The organism is Paraplanobispora siamensis (assembly GCF_016863175.1).
Classification (GTDB): domain Bacteria; phylum Actinomycetota; class Actinomycetes; order Streptosporangiales; family Streptosporangiaceae; genus Planobispora; species Planobispora siamensis.
Genome location: NZ_BOOJ01000012.1, coordinates 311945 through 329954, shown reverse-complemented (window position 1 = coordinate 329954; position 18010 = coordinate 311945). Strand labels below are relative to the sequence as shown.

Genomic DNA, 18010 nt, shown 5'->3' with positions numbered 1-18010 from the left:
CGCTCCGGGCCGCCCCGGCCCGGGAGACCGGTCAGGGAGACCGGTCAGGGAGACCGGTCAGGGAGACCGGTCAGGGCTTCATCGTCCGCCAGGACGCGTAGTGGTGGACCGCGATGCCGGCGAAGGCCGGGTACGCCCGGGCGGCCGAGTCGACGTCGGCCAGGACCGTGGTCATGCGCGCGGCGCCCTCCTCGTAGAAGGTGCAGTGCAGGCAGTCGGACAGCGAGCCGGTCTCGGCGGACAGCCGGACCGGCTTGCCGGCCTCCGTGCCGCGGGCGAGGATGTCGGCGCTGACGTCCATCATCGAGTTCGGGCCGGTGGCGGTGTCGCGGTAGCTCATGACGGTGACCCCGTCCACCTGCGCCAGCACCCCGTCGGCCAGCGTGGCGCCCGGGCCGGTGGGGATCGTGTGATACCAGAACGGGATGTCGGCCTCCAGCGGGCGCGGGTCGTCGGCCTGCAGCAGCCGCAGCATCTCCACCAGGCCCGAGGCCAGCGCGCCCTGGTCGGTCTGCCAGGCGGGCAGGGCGTACGGCTCCACGTCGACGTGGCTGCCGGCGAACAGCCCGGTGCCGAGGACGGCCCGCTGCCAGGCCCGCGCCGCCGCGTGGTCGGTGGCCCACGCCGGGTCGCCGCCCAGCGCGCTCAGCCGGATGCGGGCCTTGTCCGCACCGCGCTTCAGCTCCCGCAGCCTCGTCATCCTGGCGGTGTCGGAGGGCAGCCCCGCCCCGGCGTGCACGAAGATCTCATTCACGCCCCGGGCCTTCGCCCAGGCCAGCATGTCCGCCGGCTGCGCCGTACCGATGTCCCACAGCCACATCGCCCGCGTCCCCGCCGCCGCGGCCTTCAGCCCGGCCGCGGCCGAGGCGGGGGCGGGGAGGATCACGCCCGCCAGCAGCGCGGCGGCGAGGAGGAGGAAGAGGACCCAGCCGGTCCTGACCGCCGCGATACTCGATCCGCTGCTCATCACGCCCCGCCCTTCCCTGGGGTTGCTGCCGCCGGTCCGTGGCGGCAGCGGACCTCATCGGGCGGGGCGGGCGTGACCTGAGGTTTTCCGCACCTCTTCCGCAACAATTCGCTACCCGAGGCGCAACCTCCCGGGCGGCCCACCCGGCGGACCGGGTGGCCGCGCGGCACGGCGGGCTCAGGAGGCGGCGCGGCGCAGGTCGAACAGCTCCGACGGGGAGATGGGCATCTTGTCGATCGGGATGCCCTCGGCGTCCTCGATCGCCGAGGCGATCACCGCCGAGACCGGGATGACCCCCGCCTCGCCCGCGCCCTTGATGCCGAGCGGGTTGAGCGGGGACGGAGTCTCCAGGTGCGCCGTCTCCACGTGCGGGACCTCCGTGGCGTACGGCATCAGGAAGTCCATGAACGAGGCGTTGAGCAGCTGGCCGTGGCCGTCGTAGACCATCCGCTCGTACAGCGCGCCGCCGACGCCCTGGGCGACGCCGCCGTGGATCTGCCCCTCGACGATCATCGGGTTGATGAGGTTGCCGCAGTCGTGCACGACGGCGTAGCGCAGGATGCGGATCTCCGCGGTGAGCGGGTCGGTCTCGACGATCGCCGCGTGCATGCCGGAGGCGAAGGTCGAGCGGATCGGCGAGTAGTAGTCGCGCCCCTCCAGTCCCGGCTCGTCGCCCTCCGGCACCGGCGGCCTGTCGAAGGAGGCCGCCCCGGCGAACTGCGTGGCGCGGGCCGCCTCCTCGTCGAAGGCGTAGCGCAGCGGGTTGGACAGCACGGCCACGGTGGCCAGCGGGATGGCGGCGCCCGGGGTGCCGGCCACGTGGACCATCCCGTCGGTGATCTCCAGGTCGCGGGGGTCGGCCTCCAGCGCGTCGGCGGCGATCCGCAGCGCCTTCTCCCTGACCTTCCGGCAGGCCAGCGCGATCGCGTTGCCGCTCATCACGGCGGCGCGCGAGGCGAAGGTGCCGACCGCGTAGCCGAACCTGCGGGTGTCACCGGTGACGACCGAGACCCGCTCCAGCGGCACGCCCAGCTCCGCCGCGGCGATCTGCGCGAACGCGGTCTCGTGGCCCTGGCCCTGCGAGGTCAGCCCGGTCGAGACGTGCACCCGGCCGTCGGAGGTGACCTGGACGTGCCCGCCCTCGTACGGCCCGACGCCGGTGCCCTCGACGTAACAGCCGACCCCGATGCCGATGCGCCTGCCCTCAGCCGCGGCCCGCTCCTTCTCGGCGGGGAAGGAGTCCCAGCCGATCAGCTCCTTCAACATGCGCAGCGACTCGGGGTAGTCGCCGCTGTCGTAGATCAGCGGGCGGCCGTCCTGGAAGATCAGTCCCTGGTCGTAGGGGAACTCCTCGGGCTGGATGAAGTTGACGGCGCGCACCGCCGTACGGTCCAGCCCGAGATGGTCGGCGATGCGGTCCATCGTGCGTTCCATGCAGAAGACCGCCTGCGGGCGGCCCGCCCCCCGGTACGGCGTGACCTGCACGGTGTTGGTGTAGATCGAGGAGAACTCGACCCGGTAGGCCCCGAGCCTGTACGGCCCCGGCAGCTGGGTGGAGGTGATGATCGGCACGATGATCCCGTACGGCGTGTAGGCGCCGTGGTCGTGCAGGATGGTCACCTCCAGGCCGAGCACCCGCCCCTCGTCGTCGAAGCCGACCCGGACGAACTGCACCTGGGCCCGCTCGTGCGCCGAGGAGACGAAGTGCTCGCGCCGGTCCTCGGTCCACTTCACCTCGCGGTTCAGCAGCATGGCCGCCCAGGGGACCAGGACCTCCTCCGGCCACGGGTGCACGATCTTCACGCCGAACCCGCCGCCGACGTCCGGCGCGATCACCTCGACCTTGGGCAGCGGCAGGCCGAGCTTGGCGGCCACGGCCATGCGGACGCTGGTGGAGGTCTGGGTGCTGGAGTAGACCCGCAGGGAGGAGTCGTCGGCGTCCCAGCGGGCGTACACGCCGCGCCCCTCCAGCGGCGTGGACGCGCTGCGCTCGATGTCCAGCCGGAAGGCCAGCGTGTGCGGCGCGTCCTCGATGACCTCGCGCACGTCGAGCCCGCCGGCCGAGGGCACCTCCTGGACCATGCGCGCGCCGACGTTGCCCGGCACGTCGTCGTGGACGAGCTGCGCCGACTGGGCGGCCTCCTCCACCCCGACCACCGGCTTGAGGAGCTCGTAGTCCACCCGGATCAGCGCGCAGGCGTCCTCGGCGACGTAGCGGTCGCGGGCGACGACCATGACGACCGGCTCGCCCACGTGCCGCACGCGCTCGCGCGCCAGCGGGTAGGCGGTGCGGCCGTGGGTCAGGGCCGGGTGCGGGATGAGCAGCGGCAGCGGCTCGGCGAGCCGGTCCGGCAGGTCCTCCCAGGTGTAGATGGCCACCAGCCCGTCCACGTCGAGCGCGGCCGACACGTCGATGTCGCGGATCACGGCGTGCGCGTGCGGGGACCTGACGAACGCCGCGGCCAGCGCGTCGCGGCCGAGGTCGTCGAGATAGCGGCCCCGGCCGGTGAGCAGGCGCGGGTCCTCCCGGCGCCGTACGGGCTCCCCGAACAGCTTCGTCGTCACCGCTCCGCCTCCCGCAGGCCCGGTCGCGTCCCGGGGACCGCCGCGGTGCGCGGCCGCCGCCCGGTCACGACTCCTCCGCCATGATCTCGGCCGCCCGGTGCACGGCCTTGACGATGTTCTGGTAGCCCGTGCACCGGCACAGGTTGCCGGAGATCCCCTCCAGCACCTCCTCGTCGGTGGGCACGGGGTTGTCCCGCAGCAGGGCGGTGACCGTGCACAGGAAGCCGGGGGTGCAGAAGCCGCACTGCAGGCCGTGGCACTCGGCGAAGGCCCGCTGCACCGGGGACATCCGCTCGCCGTCGGCCAGGCCCTCGACCGTGGTGATCTCGCGCCCGTCCACGGTGACGGCGAACGTCAGGCACGAGCGGACCGGCTCGCCGTCCAGCAGCACCGTGCAGCACCCGCACACCCCGTGCTCGCACCCCACGTGCGTGCCGGTCAGGCCCAGGTCGTGCCGGAGGCAGTCGGACAGCAGGCGCCGCCCGGGGACCGCGGCCCGCCTGACCGTCCCGTTGACCACGAGCGTGATGTCGTGCGTCCTCTCAGCCATTCAGGGCCTCCCTCGCCGCGTCGCGCAACGCCCGCTCGGCGAGCACCCCGATGAGGTGCCGCCGGTAACCGGCGGTGGCGTGGATGTCGTCCTCGGGCTCGGCGCGGTCCTGTACGGCGCGCGCGGCCCCGGCCCAGCCGGCGGAGGCGGGCGGGCGGTGCCCGCACTCGCCGGTGACGTCGACGAGCAGCGGGACCGGACCGGCGCTCACGCACGCCACCGCGGCCGAGGTGATCCGCAGGTCGTCGTCCAGGACGACCAGGGCCGCGACGCCGGCCAGCGCGTAGTCGCCGTGCCGCCTGGCCACCTCGCGGAAGGCGGTGCCCGAGCGCGGGGGCAGGGCCGGGAAGAAGGCGGAGACGGCCAGCTCGCCGGGGCCGGCCGCCGACTCCAGCGGGCCGGTGAAGAACTCGCCCGCCGCGACGTCCCGCACGACGAAGGAGCCGCCCGCCGCGACGTCCTGTGCGGTGGAGGAGCCCGCGGCCGGGGTGCCCGGCCCGCCGCGTCGCGCGAGCCGTACCGAGCCGCCGAGCAGGGTGAGCACCGCGGGGAGCTCGGCGGCCGGGTCGGCGTGGACGAGGCTGCCGACCACGGTGCCCCGGTTGCGGACCACCGGGTGGGCCACCAGCCCGAGCGCCTGACGGAGCAGGGGCTGGGCGGCGGCGGCCGGCTCGGAACGCTCCACCTCGGCGTGCCGGGCCAGCGCCCCGATCCGGACTCCGTCCGGCTCCACCTCGACGCCCGCCAGCCCGGTCAGGCGGTTGATGTCCACGAGATGCCCGGGAGCGGCCAGCCGCATGTTCAGCAGCGGGATCAGGCTCTGGCCGCCCGCGAGCACCTTGGCCCGCTCCCCCTCCGCCGCCAGGACGTCGAGCGCCTCGGCGACGGAGCGGGGGGCGTGATAGTCGAAGGGGGGTGGCTTCAACCGGTTGCCTCTCGTCTGGGGTGGTCGTCGCGCGGTCCGGCATGTGCGTCGCGGCGGGAGAGGGCCCGGAGCAGGTGGTAACCGCCGAGCGCCACGATGGTGCCGAGCGCGATGCCCGAGAGCGTGAAGTCTTCGGTGATCACCATGTCGACCGGGCCGATGGCCATGATGATGCCCGCACCGATGGGCACCATGTTGACCGGATCGGAGAAGTCGACCCGGTTCTCGATCCAGATCTTGGCGCCGAGCAGGCCGATCATGCCGTAGAGGATGACGGTGACGCCGCCGAGCACGCCGTTGGGCGTGGCCGCGACCAGCGCGCCGAACTTCGGGCACAGGCCGAACAGGATCGCGATGACGCCGGCGATGTAGTAGGCCAGGGTCGAGTAGACCCGGGTCGCCGCCATGACGCCGATGTTCTCGGCGTAGGTGGTGGTGGGCGAGCCGCCCGCGGCGCTGGCGACCATGGTGCCGACGCCGTCGCCGATCAACGCCCGGCCGACGTAGGGGTCGGCGTCGACGCCGGTCATCTCGCCCACGGCCTTGACGTGCCCGATGTTCTCCGCGATGAGCGCGATGACGGCGGGCAGCACCAGCAGGATCGCCGAGGCCTTGAAGTCGGTGGGCAGGTGGAAGTCCGGCAGACCGATCCAGGGGGCGTCGGCCACCGCGTCGAGGTTGACCCTCGGGTGGGTGTCCACCTGGCCGGTGGCGGCGTTGTAGGCGGTGATGTTCCCGAAGATGCGGTCGGCCGCCCAGGACAGGATGAAGCCTGCGACCAGGCCGATCAGGATGCCGATCCGGCCGATGAACCCCTTGAACAGGACGATGACCACGAAGGTCACCAGCATGGTGATGAGGGCGATCCACTGGTCGGCGGGCCAGTAGAAGCGGGCCACCACGTAGGCCAGGCCGAAGCCGATCAGCATGACCACCGCGCCGGTGACCACCGGCGGGAAGATCCGGTGGATGACCTGCACGCCCATCCGGTGGATGAGGTATCCGCACAGTGCCAGTACGGCTCCCGCCACCAGGATCGCGCTGGTGACCGTCACGCTGTCGCCGCCGCCCGCGCGGATGGCGGCCACCGCCCCGACGAAGGACGCCGAGGTGCCGAGATAACTGGGGATCTTCCCGTTCACGATGAGCAGGAAGAGGATCGTCGCGACGCCCGACATCATGATCGCGACATTGGGGTCGAGTCCCATGACGACGGGGAAGACGAATGTCGCGCCGAACATCGCGATGACGTGCTGGGCCCCGAACCCGACCATGCGCGGCCAGGACAGGCGTTCCTCAGGCTTGACGACCTCCCCCGGCGCCAGGGTGCGTCCGTCTCCGTGTTTGGTCCATCCTGCAACCATCAAGCCCACCTTTCCCGGGCCGTCGGTCGGTGGCCGCCCCGCAGGCTCCCTCCGGCGGATCTTTCACTGCTGCCGTTGCGGGCACATTAGGACCGTGAACCCGCCCTCACATCGTCATGATCTGCCAAATCTGAGCCGCCGACCAGGGGACGGCTTACGCACAACCGGCGGGGACGCCCGGTGAGCGGGCCGGTGAGCGGACCGGGTCAGCCTCCCGCGGCGACCACTTCGATCTCGAAGCCGTCGCCGGTGACGACCTGACCGGCGCGGATCTTGCAGGTTTTGCGGAGCTCGACCTCGCCGTCCACCATGACGTTCCCCTCGGCGACGAGGTGCTTGGCCTGGCCGCCGGTGTCGGTGACGGCGCAGTACTTCAGCAGGTCGCACAGCGGGATGTAGTCGGTCGTCAGTTCAAAGGTCTCTCGCACGCCCACAGCTTAGGACCCGGGCCCCCGCCCGGCCCCTCAGGCACAGCGTGTCAGCGGTGGTCAGATGCCGCGCATCCGCAGGACGTGCAGCGCGAGGGTCAGGTTGAGCCGCAGGTGGGCGTCCTCGGTGAAGTTGCCGAGCATGCGCTCCAGCTTGCCGATCCGGTAGCGCAGCGTGTTGTAGTGGAAGTGCAGCCGCCGGGCCGTCTCGGCGACGTTGAGGTTGGTCTCCAGCAGCACCTGCAGGGTGCGGCGCAGGTCGGCGTTCTCCGCGTCGTCGTCGGAGGCGAGCTGGCCGAGGGTCTCGCGGACGAAGGCGTGCAGCTCGGCGGTGTCGCTGACCAGCGAGAGCAGGCGATAGACGCCGAGCTGGTCGAAGTGGGCCACCGCGCCGGGCCCGTGGAGCTGGCGGCCCACCCGGGCGGCCTTCAGCGCCTGGCCGTACGCCTCGGGCAGCGCCTCGGCCCCGGTGGCGGTACGGCTGGCGCCGGTGGAGAAGGTCGCCGGCAGACACTCGGAGAAGGCGGCCGCGGCGTCCTTGGCCAGCCGTACGGCATCGGCCGCGGCGTCCACGACGGCGACCACCTCGTGGGAGAAACCGGCCACCGCGCCGCGCGGGTCGTGGCGGCGCAGCGCGGCGCTCCAGCAGGAGATCAGGCGGTCCTGGGCGGTCCGCTCGTCGCTCTCGGGGTCGAGCTCGGCCACCAGGACGACGACCGGGCGCTCCAGGTCCCAGCCGAAGGCCGCGGCCCGGGAGGCGACCCGCTCGGAGGTGCCGGCCCTGCCGGTGAGCACGTCGCGCAGGAAGTCGGCGCGGTACTTGCTCTCGACGGCGTTGACCGCCTCCTGCCGGGTGACCACGAGCGCCGCGACCGTGGCGGCACGTTCCAGGATGCCGACGTCGTTGTCGTCGACGGCCCCGGCGGGGCCGTAGGCGACGATGCGGCCGTGGTGGTGCCCGCCCGCCACGACGGGCACGACGGTGCGGCGGTCGTCGGGGACCCCGCGCATGGCGGCGACGTACTCGGGCGGTCCGGCGGCGGCCAGCATCTGACCGGCGCCGTCGACCACGGCCACGGCCACGTCGAGCAGCCCGGCCACCTCGGCGGCCACCTCGCGCAGCCCGCCCCCGGCCAGCACCACCTGCACCAGCGCCCGGTGCGCCTCCTCGGCCCGCGCGAGCACGGCGGCCTGCCGGTTGAGGATGTCGGTGAGGACCTGGTTGAGGATGTCGTCGAAGCCGACGTCGTCGGGGAGCTGGATCAGCGGGAAGCCCAGCCGGTCGGCCTGCTCCACCATCTCGTCGGGCAGCTCGTCCAGATAGCGGCCGAGCTTGATGGCCAGCGCGGCCAGGCCCCGGTCGTCCAGGTCGGTCACCAGCCGGTCGAGCGACTGGGGCGTGTTGCGCAGCGGGTAGCCGGTGGTGAGCAGCAGCTCGTGCGGCTTGACCCAGGCGAGGATGTCGGGGACCTCCATCACGTTGAGCCGTTGCACGATGCGGTCCAGGCCCCGCTCCCCCGCGATCAGCCGGGCCCCGGCCAGGGTCGAGACGCCGAGGACCTCGCCGACGGCGACGCCGTGAGTGATCGTTCCGGTGCTGGCCAGGCGCACGGGGGGTTCCATGGTGCGATTGTTACCGACGGAACCGTCTGTCAGGAAGAGCCAACCTTTGGGCGGACTGTTGGCAGCTTTCTCCGTACGGACCTGATCGCGTGCCGTTTTACCGTCGGGCCATGGATGGTGAGGGCCGGTGACGGTCGGAACGCGCCCGCGAACACACCGGGCGCACACACGGGCACAGGCGACCGGTGCGGCCAGCGCGATCCTGCGCCCCGTGCTGGAGTCGCCCCGCCGTCCCGCGCGGGTGCTGGCGGCCTTTCCCGCCGGGGTCTACCTGGAGGTCCGCGCGGAGCTGGAACCCCATGTGGTGGCGGTGGTCACCGGGGAGGCCACCCGGCTGCCCAACGCGGTCGTCCTCAACGCCCCGCTGCCCCGGGTCACCGTGGGCGACGAGGCCTCCGTCGGAGACGGCTCGATCGAGGTCGGGCACCTCAGCCTGCGGGCCCACCGCTGGTGGAACCCGGCCCCGCCGCTCGGCCCGGTCGACCCGGTACGGCTGGCGCACGTGCTGCCCCAGCTGACCGAGCTGTGCGACAGGTCGGCCAGGCGCCCGGGGCTGGAGGGCAACGGCGCCGTCGCCCTGCTGGCCGAGGCGTGCGCCGAGGCCTCGCTGCTGAACGGCATCATGGCCTCCGAGCAGCTCGTCGGCCTGGGGCCCGGCCTGACGCCGAGCGGTGACGACGTGCTGGCCGGACTGCTGGTGGCGCTGCGCCACCTGGGCGCGGCGGCCGGAGTGGAACGCGCGGTCTGGCTGGCCGACTGGCTGGCCGCCGCGGTGACCTTCGACGCCCGCAGCAGGACCACCCCCATCTCGGCGACGCTGCTGCACTGCGCGGCCCGGGGCGAGGCCAGCGGTGAGGTCCTCGCGGTCCTGCGCGGCCTGGCCGGACGGCAGGATCTGGAGCCCGCGCTGCGCCGGCTGCTCGGGCTCGGCCACACCTCCGGCGCCGACCTGGCGTGCGGGATGCGCATCGGCCTGGCCGCCGTGGCCGGTCTGGCCGGACAGTCCGCCGGCGCCCGTGGCAGGTCCTCCCGGGCCGCGTCCTCCCGTGCCGTCTCTTCCCGGGCCGCCTCCCCCCGCGGCGGGACCGGCCGCCGCGGCAGCCGCCGCGGCGAGGGCGATCACGAAGGTGAGGGCAGGTGAGCAGCGATCTTGTCCAGGTCCGTACCGGGGTGTACCACGACTCGGTGAGCCTGATGCGGGTCAGCCAGGCGGTCACCGGACTGCCCGGGGTGGAGGTCGCGGTGGTCGCCATGGCCACCGAGCTCAATCTCGGCATCGCCGCCGAGCTGGGCTTCGAGCTTCCCCCGGCGGGCCCGGCCGACCTGCTGGTCGCGGTGCGCGCCGCCGATCCCGGCGCCGCCGATCTGGCCGCCGCCGAACTCGACCGGCTCCTGTCCGGTCTCGCGGCCCGCACCGGGAGCCCGGCCGCGGCCGAGCACCCGCCCCGCACCGTCCGCGCCGCCGCCCGGCTCGTCGCCGATCCCGGCGCCGCGGGGGCGGGGGGTGGACCCTCGACCGGCGCCGCGGGGCCGGGCGAGGGGCCGCAGGGCACTCCGTCGCCGGCGGGCGCTTCCGGAGGGGCGGCGCTGGTCCTGGTCTCGGTGCCGGGGCCGTACGCGTTCGCCGAGGCGATGGACGCGCTCGACGCGGGCCTGTCCGTGATGATCTTCAGTGACAACGTCCCGGTCGAGCAGGAGGTGCTGCTCAAGCGGCGCGCGAGCGAGCTCGGCCTGCTGGTCATGGGCCCCGACTGCGGCACCGCCGTGGTCGGCGGGGCGGGGCTCGGGTTCGCCAACGTGCTGCGGCCGGGACCGGTCGGGGTGGTCGCGGCCTCCGGGACCGGGGCGCAGCAGGTGACGTGCCTGCTGGACCTGGCGGGCGTCGGGGTCGGCCATGTCCTGGGCGTGGGCGGGCGGGACCTGTCGGCCGAGGTGGGCGGGCTGTCCACGCTCCGCGCCCTCGATGCCCTGGACGCCGACCCCGCGACGGAGCTGATCGTCCTGATCTCCAAGCCGCCCGCCCCCGAGGTGGCCGACGCCGTGCTGCAGGCCGCCGGGAAGCTCTCCACCCCGGTGGTGACCGCCTTCCTGGGCCCCGGCCGGGACGACCTGACCGCCGCCGCGGAGTCCGTACTGCGGGCGCTGAAGACCGAGCCGCCCGCATGGCCGTCCTGGCCCGCGGCCGGAGAGGACGGTCGGACCGCCGCCGGGGCCGCCACGGGGAGGCTGCGCGGGATCTACTCGGGCGGGACGCTCTGCACCGAGGCGCGGCTGGTGGCCGGGACCGGGGAGTTCACCGACTACGGCGACGACGAGTACACCCGGGGGCGAGCCCATCCCATGATCGACCCGGCGCTCCGCCTGGAGGCCCTGGCCGCGGTGCCCCCCGGCGACGTGGCGCTGCTCGACGTCGTCCTCGGCCACGGCGCCGACCCCGATCCGTCCGCCCGGCTCGCGCCCGCGATCACCGCGGCCGTCTCCCGGGGCGTGCCGGTGGTCGTGGCGCTGGTCGGCACCGAAGGCGACCCCCAGGGACTGGCCGCGCAGGCGCGGGCGCTGAGCGCGGCCGGAGCCCGCGTGTTCGCCTCCAACGCGCAGGCCGCCCGGCACGCCGCGCGCCTGGCAGGCGCGCCCGTCCCCGTCAGGAGCACCCGTTGACGCTGCCCATGCTCTCCGGCGAACCCCACGTGATCACGGCCGGGGCGGACCTGCTCGGCGAGGCGCTGGACGCGCAGGCCGTACCGCGGGTACGGGTGGACTGGCGCCCGCCGATGCCCGGCACCGAGGATCACCTGGCGCGGGTGCTGGCCGATCCGCGCCGGGCCGCGGCCAACGTCCGGGCCGCCGGACGGCTGACCTCCGCCCGTCCCCAGCTCGTCGCGGTACGGCCCGCGCACGAGGTGCTGGAGCTGCCCCCGGGCACGTTCCTGCACGCCGGGCCGCCGATCGATTGGGAGCGCGCGTCCGGGCCGATGCGCGGCGCGCTGATCGGCGCGATGCTGCTGGAGGGGCTGGCCGCCGACGCCCAGGAGGCCGGGAAGCTGCTGGCCGCGGGCCGCGCCCGGCTGGACTCCTGCCACCACCACCGGACCGTGGGACCGATGGCGGGCGTGGTGAGCCCGTCGATGTGGATGTTCGAGGTGCACGACGCCGAGCACGGCGGCACCGCCTACTGCTCCCTCAACGAGGGGCTCGGCAAGGTGCTGCGCTACGGCGCCTACGGACCCGAGGTGATCGAGCGGCTGCGCTGGATGGGCGAGGTGCTCGGCCCGGCGCTGCGGGCCACGCTGGAGCTGACCGGGCCGCTGGACCTGCGGTCGCTGATCGCGCAGGCCCTGCAGATGGGCGACGAGCTGCACAACCGCAACCGGGCCGCGACCTCACTGCTGGTGCGCGAGCTGGCCCCGGCCGTGGTGGAGGCCGCCCCGGGGCACGCGGCCGAGGTGCTGCGCTTCGTCAACGGCAACGACCACTTCTTCCTCAACCCGGGCATGGCCGCCTGCAAGGTGAGCGCCGACGCGGCCCGGGACATCCCCGGCTCGACCATGGTCGTCGCGATGGCCCGCAACGGCACCGACTTCGGCGTGCAGGTCTCGGGCCTGGGCGACCGCTGGTTCACCGGTCCCGCGGGCGTGCCCGACGGGCTCTATCTCGGCGCGTACGGCCCCGCGGACGCCAACCCCGATATCGGCGACTCGACGATCACCGAGACGGCGGGACTGGGCGGCTTCGCGATGGCGGCGGCCCCGGCGATCGTCAGGTTCGTCGGCGGCGACGTCTCCGACGCGGTGGCGGCCACCCGCTCGATGTACGAGATCACCCTCGCCGAGCATCCGGCCTACCAGATCCCGGGGCTCGGCTTCCGCGGCACGCCGGTCGGCGTGGACGTGACGCTGGTGGCCAGGACCGGCCTGCTGCCCACGGTGAACACCGGCATCGCGGGCCGGGTGGCCGGGACCGGACAGGTCGGCGCTGGACTGGTCAGCCCGCCCGCCTCGGCCTTCACCGCCGCCCTGGCCGCGCTGGCGGACGCCGTGCCGATCGGATAAGTGATCGTTTTTCCATAAACCCCGCGAGAGTGAGCGCTCCCACGGGCACTCCGTGTCCTCGCACGTCAAAGCTCACCTATCATGCAAGTCACACAAAGCACATCAACCTCTGACAAATAACACGGAACGCTTTCTTGGTGACCCAGCTTCCATTGCTGATTGCGGTCCCGATATCGTGTTCAACCTCACAAATAGGGCTTGGACTGGGGGAGCGGGGTATGTCAGCGGATCGCTTGGTCGGCAGAGTGCCCCCTGGACCGGAGGGTGCGAACATCACCGGGAGTGCGCCGGAAGGCCAGGGACGGCTGGTGGGCAGGCGTTACCGCCTGATGTCGCCGGTCGGCCGCGGCGGCATGGGCATGGTCTGGCACGCACACGACGTGCTGCTCGACCGGGACGTCGCGGTCAAGGAGCTGATCCTCCCCTACGGGCTGGACCACGCGGGCAAGCAGGTGGCCCACCGCCGGATGATGCGCGAGGCGCGCTCGGCCGCCCGGATAAGCCACCCGGGCATCGTGACCGTCCACGACGTCGTCGAGGAGGACGGCCGTCCCTGGATCGTGATGGAGCTGGTCCGCGCCTGGTCCCTGGAGCAGGCCGTACGGCAGAGCGGGCCGCTGCCGGTGAGCCAGGCCGCCGAGATCGGCATCCGCGTCCTGGACGCGCTGCGCCACGCGCACGCCGCCGGGATCCTGCACCGCGACATCAAGCCCGGCAACGTGCTGCTGACCGCCGACCGGGTGGTGCTCACCGACTTCGGCATCGCCGCCATCGAGGGCGACGTCACGATCACCCAGACCGGCCTGCTGATGGGCTCGCCCGCCTACATCCCGCCGGAGCGGCTCTCCGGGCAGCCGATCACGCAGGCGGCCGACCTGTGGTCCTTCGGCGCCACGCTGTACGCCGCCGTCGAGGGGCGGCCGCCGTACGAGGGGCCCGACGCGATGGCCGTCCTCGGCGCGATCCTCACCCAGGAGCCCGCCCGGCCGCAGCGCGCCGGGGCGCTGACCGGCGTCATCGACGGCCTGCTCCGCAAGAACCCGGCCGACCGCATGCCCGCCTCCCAGGTGTCCGACCTGCTGGAGCAGGTGCTGCGCAGCCACGGCTCCAACACCCCGAACCGGGGGCCCAACTCCCAGGTCCCGGCGGTGATGCCGGTCCCCGGCAACTCCCTGCCGATGCACCTCATGCCGCCGCTGGACGCGCCGTCGGGACCGATGCCCTCGCGGATCATCGAGACCCCCTCGGGCCCGGTGCGCGTGCCGTACGACCCGCAGAGCGGCCAGTCCGGCGGGTACCCGGCCGGCCACGACGCGCTGTCCAGCCCCTCGGGGGCGCACCGCACCGACATGCACGCCTCCTCCGCTCCTCCGGCGGACCCGTTCGCCGCTCCGGGCAGCCCGCCCGGCGGACCCCAGCGCGGCTACGACGCCCTGCGCAGCACCTCCGCGGAGCTGAGCCGGCCCTCCGGGGACCTGCTCGACTCCGACCCGTTCGACTCGCTGCGCAGCGCCTCGGGCGAGTTCGCCCAGAGTGCGCCGGCCCGGCCCGCCCCCGCTCCGGGCGCTCCCGTCCCGCCGATCCTGCCGGTGCAGGCCTCCGCCCGCGAGGCCCTGGACACCGGTCCCACCCGGACGGGACGCGGGCGCGAGAGCGCCCGCTCCGAGGGCCGCAGGAGCACGCGCCGCCGGGAGTCCTCCGGTGAGGACTGGATGCGCGACGGGCGCCCGACCACGCGCCTGATGCTGGTCGCCGGGGTCGGGGCGGTGGGCGTGGTGATCGCCACGGTGCTGCTCCTGACGCAGGGCGACTCCTCCGACGTCGAGGCGACCTCCTCGGCGCCCTCGATCTCCGCGCCCGCCGACCCGGCCACGCCCTCCCGCGCGCAGGCCGAGATCCCCAAGGGCTTCAAGAAGCTCAGCGGGGGCGGCATCTCCGCCGCGGTGCCCGGCAACTGGACGGTGAAGGCGGGCGAGAACGGCACCGTCACCTTCTCCGGGCCGAAGAACAGCGGCCGGAGCATCGTCGTGACCGAGGTCCCCGTGGCTGACCCGGTCTCCGCGCTGGGCAAGGTCGACAAGACGGGCCTGGACGAGTACATCGAGGTCGGGGTGACGCCGGTCACCTACGGCGGCTGGAAGGCCGCCGACTGGGAGTACACCTACGTCCAGCCCGGCGGCATCGTCCCGATGCACGGCCTGACCCGCTACGCGGTGGTCAGCGGCGACAGCGCCTACCAGATCTCGATCCTGGTGAAGGATCTCGACTGGGAGAAGAGCCGCACGACGATCGACGCCTTCTTCTCCACCTTCGACCCCGGCATCTGACCTCCCGCGGACCCCGGGAGCCGATCTCCCGGGCGTCCGGCGGGGCGGTGACGTCTACGGCGTTTATCCACGGGAGAAGCGTCACGAGTGATGGCAGACTTCACTCGTGACTACAGCTCGTACGCCCACCGGCTCGCCCCCTGCCCGTCCCGCAGACGTCGCCGCGGCGCAGCGGCGGACGCTCGGCGTCCTGACCGCCGCGCAGGTCACCAGCGGGATGGGGGTCGCCGTGGGGTTCACCCTCAGCTCGGTGGTGGTCACCGACCTGTCCGGCTCCAAGGCGGTGGGCGGGCTGGCGGGCACCGCCACCGTGCTCGGCGCGGCGCTGCTCGCGCTGCCCACGGCCAAGGCCGCCGGCAGGAGCGGGCGGCGGACGGGCCTGACCCTGGCCTACGGCTGCGCGATCCTCGGCTGCCTGCTCGCGGTGCTGTCCATCACCATCGGGTCCTGGCCCCTGCTCCTGGCCGGGCTGGTGCTGTTCGGCAGCGGCAGCGCGGGCAACCTGGCCTCGCGCTACTCGGCCACGGACCTGTCCCCTCCGGGGCACGCCGCCCGGCACCTGTCGTGGGTGGTGTGGGCCGCCACCATCGGTTCGGTCGCCGGCCCCAACCTCGCCCAGCCCGCCGAGGACCTCGGCCGGCGGCTGGGCCTGGCCGCCTACACCGGCCCGTTCGTGCTGGCCCTGCTGGCTTTCACCCTCGCCGTGATCATCATCTCCGCCGGGCTGCGCCCCGACCCCCTGGTCCTGGCCCGTTCCCTTGCCGCACAGTCCGGGGACGCCGGCGGCGCGGCCGCGGACCCCGGGAAGGGCGCGGCCGGACCGGGCAAGGGGACGGCGGCGGGCAGGTCCAAGGGCACGCTGGGCACCGCCTGGCGGTCGCTGCGCGAGTCGCCGGCCGCCCTGCGGGCGCTGGCCGCGATCGCGATCGGTCACACCTCGATGGTGTCGATCATGTCCATGACCCCGATCCACCTCCACCAGCACGGCGCCGGGTTCTCCGTCATCGGGATGGTGATCAGCCTGCACGTCGTGGGGATGTACGTCCTGTCCCCGCTGGTGGGATGGCTCGCCGACCGGATCGGCCGGGCCCGGGTGCTGGTCCTCGGCATGGCGCTGCTGCTCGTCTCCGCCGTCCTGGCCGGTACGGCGGGCGAGCACGGCGTGACCCAGGTGACCGCCGGGCTGATACTGCTCGGGCTCGGCTGGTCGTGCTGCCTGGTCTCGGGCTCGGCCATGCTCACCGAGGCCGTGCCCCTGGAGCGGCGCCCCGCCGTGCAGGGCCTGTCGGACCTGGTGATGAACGGCTGCGGCGCCACCGGCACGGTCATCGCCGGGGTGATCGTGGAAGTCCTGTCCTACGGCACGCTCGGCGCGGCCGTGGCGGTCCTGGTCACGGCCACCGGCCTCTGGCTGGCCCTCGACCGCCGATGACCACCGCCTGACCGGTCCCCGGGGAACGCCACGGCTCCCCGCTCCCGCGGGACTCCGGGTGCGGACGCTCCCGGTGCGGAGAGGGCCGTCATGCGAGGGACCTGCTTCGCAAAGGCCCTGTTTCGCGAGGACGATCGCGCGAGGACTGTCTCGCGAGGGCTATTTCGCGTCGGCGTAGCAGCGCACGGCGACGGCGCCCATCGGGAAGCGGACGGGGGTGGCGCCGAACAGCAGGCGGGTCGCCTCCTCGGCGGCCCGGCCGACCGCGGCGATCACCTCGTCCGCCATGCCCGCCGGGCAGTGCACCATCACCTCGTCGTGCTGGAAGAACACCAGCCGGGCGGGGTCGGGCAGCAGGCCGCGCAGCACGGCCATCAGCGCCAGCGCCCACTCCGCCGCGGTCGCCTGCACCACGAAGTTGCGGGTGAAGCGGCCCCGGTCGCGGGCCGCCCGCATGCCCTCCGGGCCGGAGACCAGCTCCCGCCAGCGGGCCGAGGGCGGCGGGCAGGTGCGGCCCAGCCAGGAGCGGACCAGCCGGCCCTCCTCCCCCGCCCGCGCGGCGTCCTCCACGAACCGGTAGGCGGCCGGGAAGCGCTGGCGCATCACGGCCAGCAGCTTGGGGGCATCACCGCTGGTCCCGCCGTACATCGCCGAGAGCATGGCGATCTTGGCGTGGTCGCGGTCGCCGCCGAACGCCTGGGCGAGCGCCTGATAGAGGTCGATCTGCCCGGCGGCCCGGGCCAGCCCGCCGTCACCGGCCATCGCGGCCAGCACCCGGGGTTCGAGCTGGGCGGCGTCGGCGACGACGAGCGTCCAGCCCTCGTCGGCGATCACGGCCCTGCGCATGGTCTTGTGGAGCTGCAGCGCGCCGCCCCCGCTGGTGGCCCACCGGCCGGTCACCACCCCGGCCACCACGAACTCCGGCCGGAAGCGGTCGTCGCGGACCCACTGGTCGGCCCAGGCCCAGCCGTGGAAGCTGTAGAACCTGGCCAGCTCCTTGTAGGCGAGCAGCGGCTCGACGCCGGGGTGGTCGACGCGCCGCAGCTCGTGGGCCCTGGCCGAGGAGACGGTCAGCCCCGCCGCCTTGAAGGCCTTGACGATCTGCTGGGAGGAGTCGGGGTTGAACGCCGTGCCGAACACGGCCGCGACCCGGTCGGCCAGCGCCTGGAGCTTGGCCGGGCGCATGCCGTGCACCGGGCGCGGGCCGAGCATCTCCAGCAGCAGCGCGTCGTGCTCGGCCCGCCGCCACGGCATGCCGTCGTGACCCATCTCCGCGGCGATCAGCGCCCCGGCCGACTCGGCCGCCACCAGCAGCCGGAACCGGTGCGGGTCGGGCAGCGCCTCGATCCGCCGGAGCTGGTCGGCGTGGACCTCGGCGACCAGCTCGGCGTCGAGCGGGGGCGGCTCCTCGTCGAACAGCGTGGCCTGCCGCGCCTCGGGCGCGGAGTGGTCGTCGGGGACCGGCAGGCCGTGCAGCCGCGCGTGGGCGGCGCGGGCCGAGCGGGGCTCGCCGTAGCGGCCCTCGTGGGCCAGCAGCAGGCCCTCGGTCAGCGCCAGGTCGTGACAGCGCGACAGCCGTACGCCCCGCCGGAGCAGGGCGGGGTAGACCTCGCGCGTGTCGGCCCAGACCCAGCGCGGCGGACCGGCGCCGCCGCCCTCCGCGCGCCCGGTCTCCAGCTCCCGCGCCGCGGCCGCCAGGTCCGTCACGGCCACGGACGGCCGGCCCTCGGGACGCAGCAGGCCGCCGCCCTCGGCTCCCGGCACGACCACGACGTTCACG

13 protein-coding genes are annotated in these 18010 nt (G+C 74.0%); 5 read left to right on the top strand and 8 right to left on the bottom strand.

The window, feature by feature from the left end; translation table 11 throughout:
* Window positions 1-70 precede the first annotated feature (70 nt).
* The 7 genes from Psi01_RS07050 to Psi01_RS07020 form a co-directional block, all read right to left on the bottom strand.
* A complete protein-coding gene (locus Psi01_RS07050; RefSeq protein ID WP_204063108.1) occupies window positions 71-967 on the bottom strand; it encodes a hypothetical protein in 897 nt (298 codons plus the stop codon).
* Window positions 968-1144: 177 nt separating this feature from the next.
* Entirely contained in the window at window positions 1145-3532 is a 2388-nt protein-coding gene (cutA, locus tag Psi01_RS07045; RefSeq protein ID WP_204063107.1) for an aerobic carbon-monoxide dehydrogenase large subunit, read from the bottom strand.
* Between the two features lie 64 nt (window positions 3533-3596).
* The gene (locus Psi01_RS07040) at window positions 3597-4082 is read right to left on the bottom strand and encodes a (2Fe-2S)-binding protein (RefSeq protein ID WP_204063106.1); all 486 of its coding nucleotides are present in this window, start codon (window positions 4080-4082) and stop codon (window positions 3597-3599) included.
* The gene (locus tag Psi01_RS07035; RefSeq protein WP_204063105.1) at window positions 4075-5007 is read right to left on the bottom strand and encodes an FAD binding domain-containing protein; all 933 of its coding nucleotides are present in this window, start codon (window positions 5005-5007) and stop codon (window positions 4075-4077) included. Before Psi01_RS07035 ends, Psi01_RS07040 begins: the two co-directional genes overlap by 8 nt.
* Complete coding sequence (locus tag Psi01_RS07030; RefSeq protein ID WP_204063104.1) at window positions 5004-6371, bottom strand: uracil-xanthine permease family protein; 1368 nt, start codon at window positions 6369-6371, stop codon at window positions 5004-5006. Before Psi01_RS07030 ends, Psi01_RS07035 begins: the two co-directional genes overlap by 4 nt.
* A gap of 206 nt (window positions 6372-6577) precedes the next feature.
* Window positions 6578-6799, bottom strand: a complete 222-nt coding sequence (locus Psi01_RS07025) for an RNA-binding S4 domain-containing protein (RefSeq protein WP_204063103.1) — start codon at window positions 6797-6799, stop codon at window positions 6578-6580.
* Between the two features lie 60 nt (window positions 6800-6859).
* On the bottom strand, window positions 6860-8422 hold the full coding sequence (locus Psi01_RS07020) for a PucR family transcriptional regulator (protein ID WP_204063102.1): 1563 nt from the start codon (window positions 8420-8422) through the stop codon (window positions 6860-6862).
* 211 nt (window positions 8423-8633) lie between these two features.
* On the opposite strand from Psi01_RS07020, the gene Psi01_RS07015 reads away from it, so the two are divergent.
* The 5 genes from Psi01_RS07015 to Psi01_RS06995 all read left to right on the top strand — a co-directional run bounded on the left by Psi01_RS07015 (window position 8634) and on the right by Psi01_RS06995 (window position 16230).
* A complete protein-coding gene (locus Psi01_RS07015; RefSeq protein WP_239127227.1) occupies window positions 8634-9563 on the top strand; it encodes an oxamate carbamoyltransferase subunit AllH family protein in 930 nt (309 codons plus the stop codon).
* Window positions 9560-11080: an AllF/FdrA family protein gene (locus Psi01_RS07010; protein WP_204063100.1), complete on the top strand. Its 1521-nt coding sequence runs from the start codon at window positions 9560-9562 to the stop codon at window positions 11078-11080. The genes Psi01_RS07015 and Psi01_RS07010 overlap by 4 nt, the downstream gene beginning before the upstream one ends.
* Complete coding sequence (locus tag Psi01_RS07005; protein WP_204063099.1) at window positions 11077-12471, top strand: YlbE family protein; 1395 nt, start codon at window positions 11077-11079, stop codon at window positions 12469-12471. The genes Psi01_RS07010 and Psi01_RS07005 overlap by 4 nt, the downstream gene beginning before the upstream one ends.
* 308 nt (window positions 12472-12779) lie before the next feature.
* Window positions 12780-14798 (top strand): serine/threonine-protein kinase, encoded by a 2019-nt coding sequence (locus tag Psi01_RS07000; RefSeq protein WP_239127225.1) that lies wholly within the window; start codon window positions 12780-12782, stop codon window positions 14796-14798.
* 106 nt (window positions 14799-14904) lie between these two features.
* Entirely contained in the window at window positions 14905-16230 is a 1326-nt protein-coding gene (locus Psi01_RS06995; RefSeq protein WP_239127223.1) for an MFS transporter, read from the top strand.
* A gap of 159 nt (window positions 16231-16389) precedes the next feature.
* On the opposite strand, the gene Psi01_RS06990 is transcribed toward Psi01_RS06995, so the two are convergent.
* A complete protein-coding gene (locus Psi01_RS06990; protein WP_204063097.1) occupies window positions 16390-18009 on the bottom strand; it encodes a bifunctional 3'-5' exonuclease/DNA polymerase in 1620 nt (539 codons plus the stop codon).
* Window position 18010: the final 1 nt, after the last annotated feature.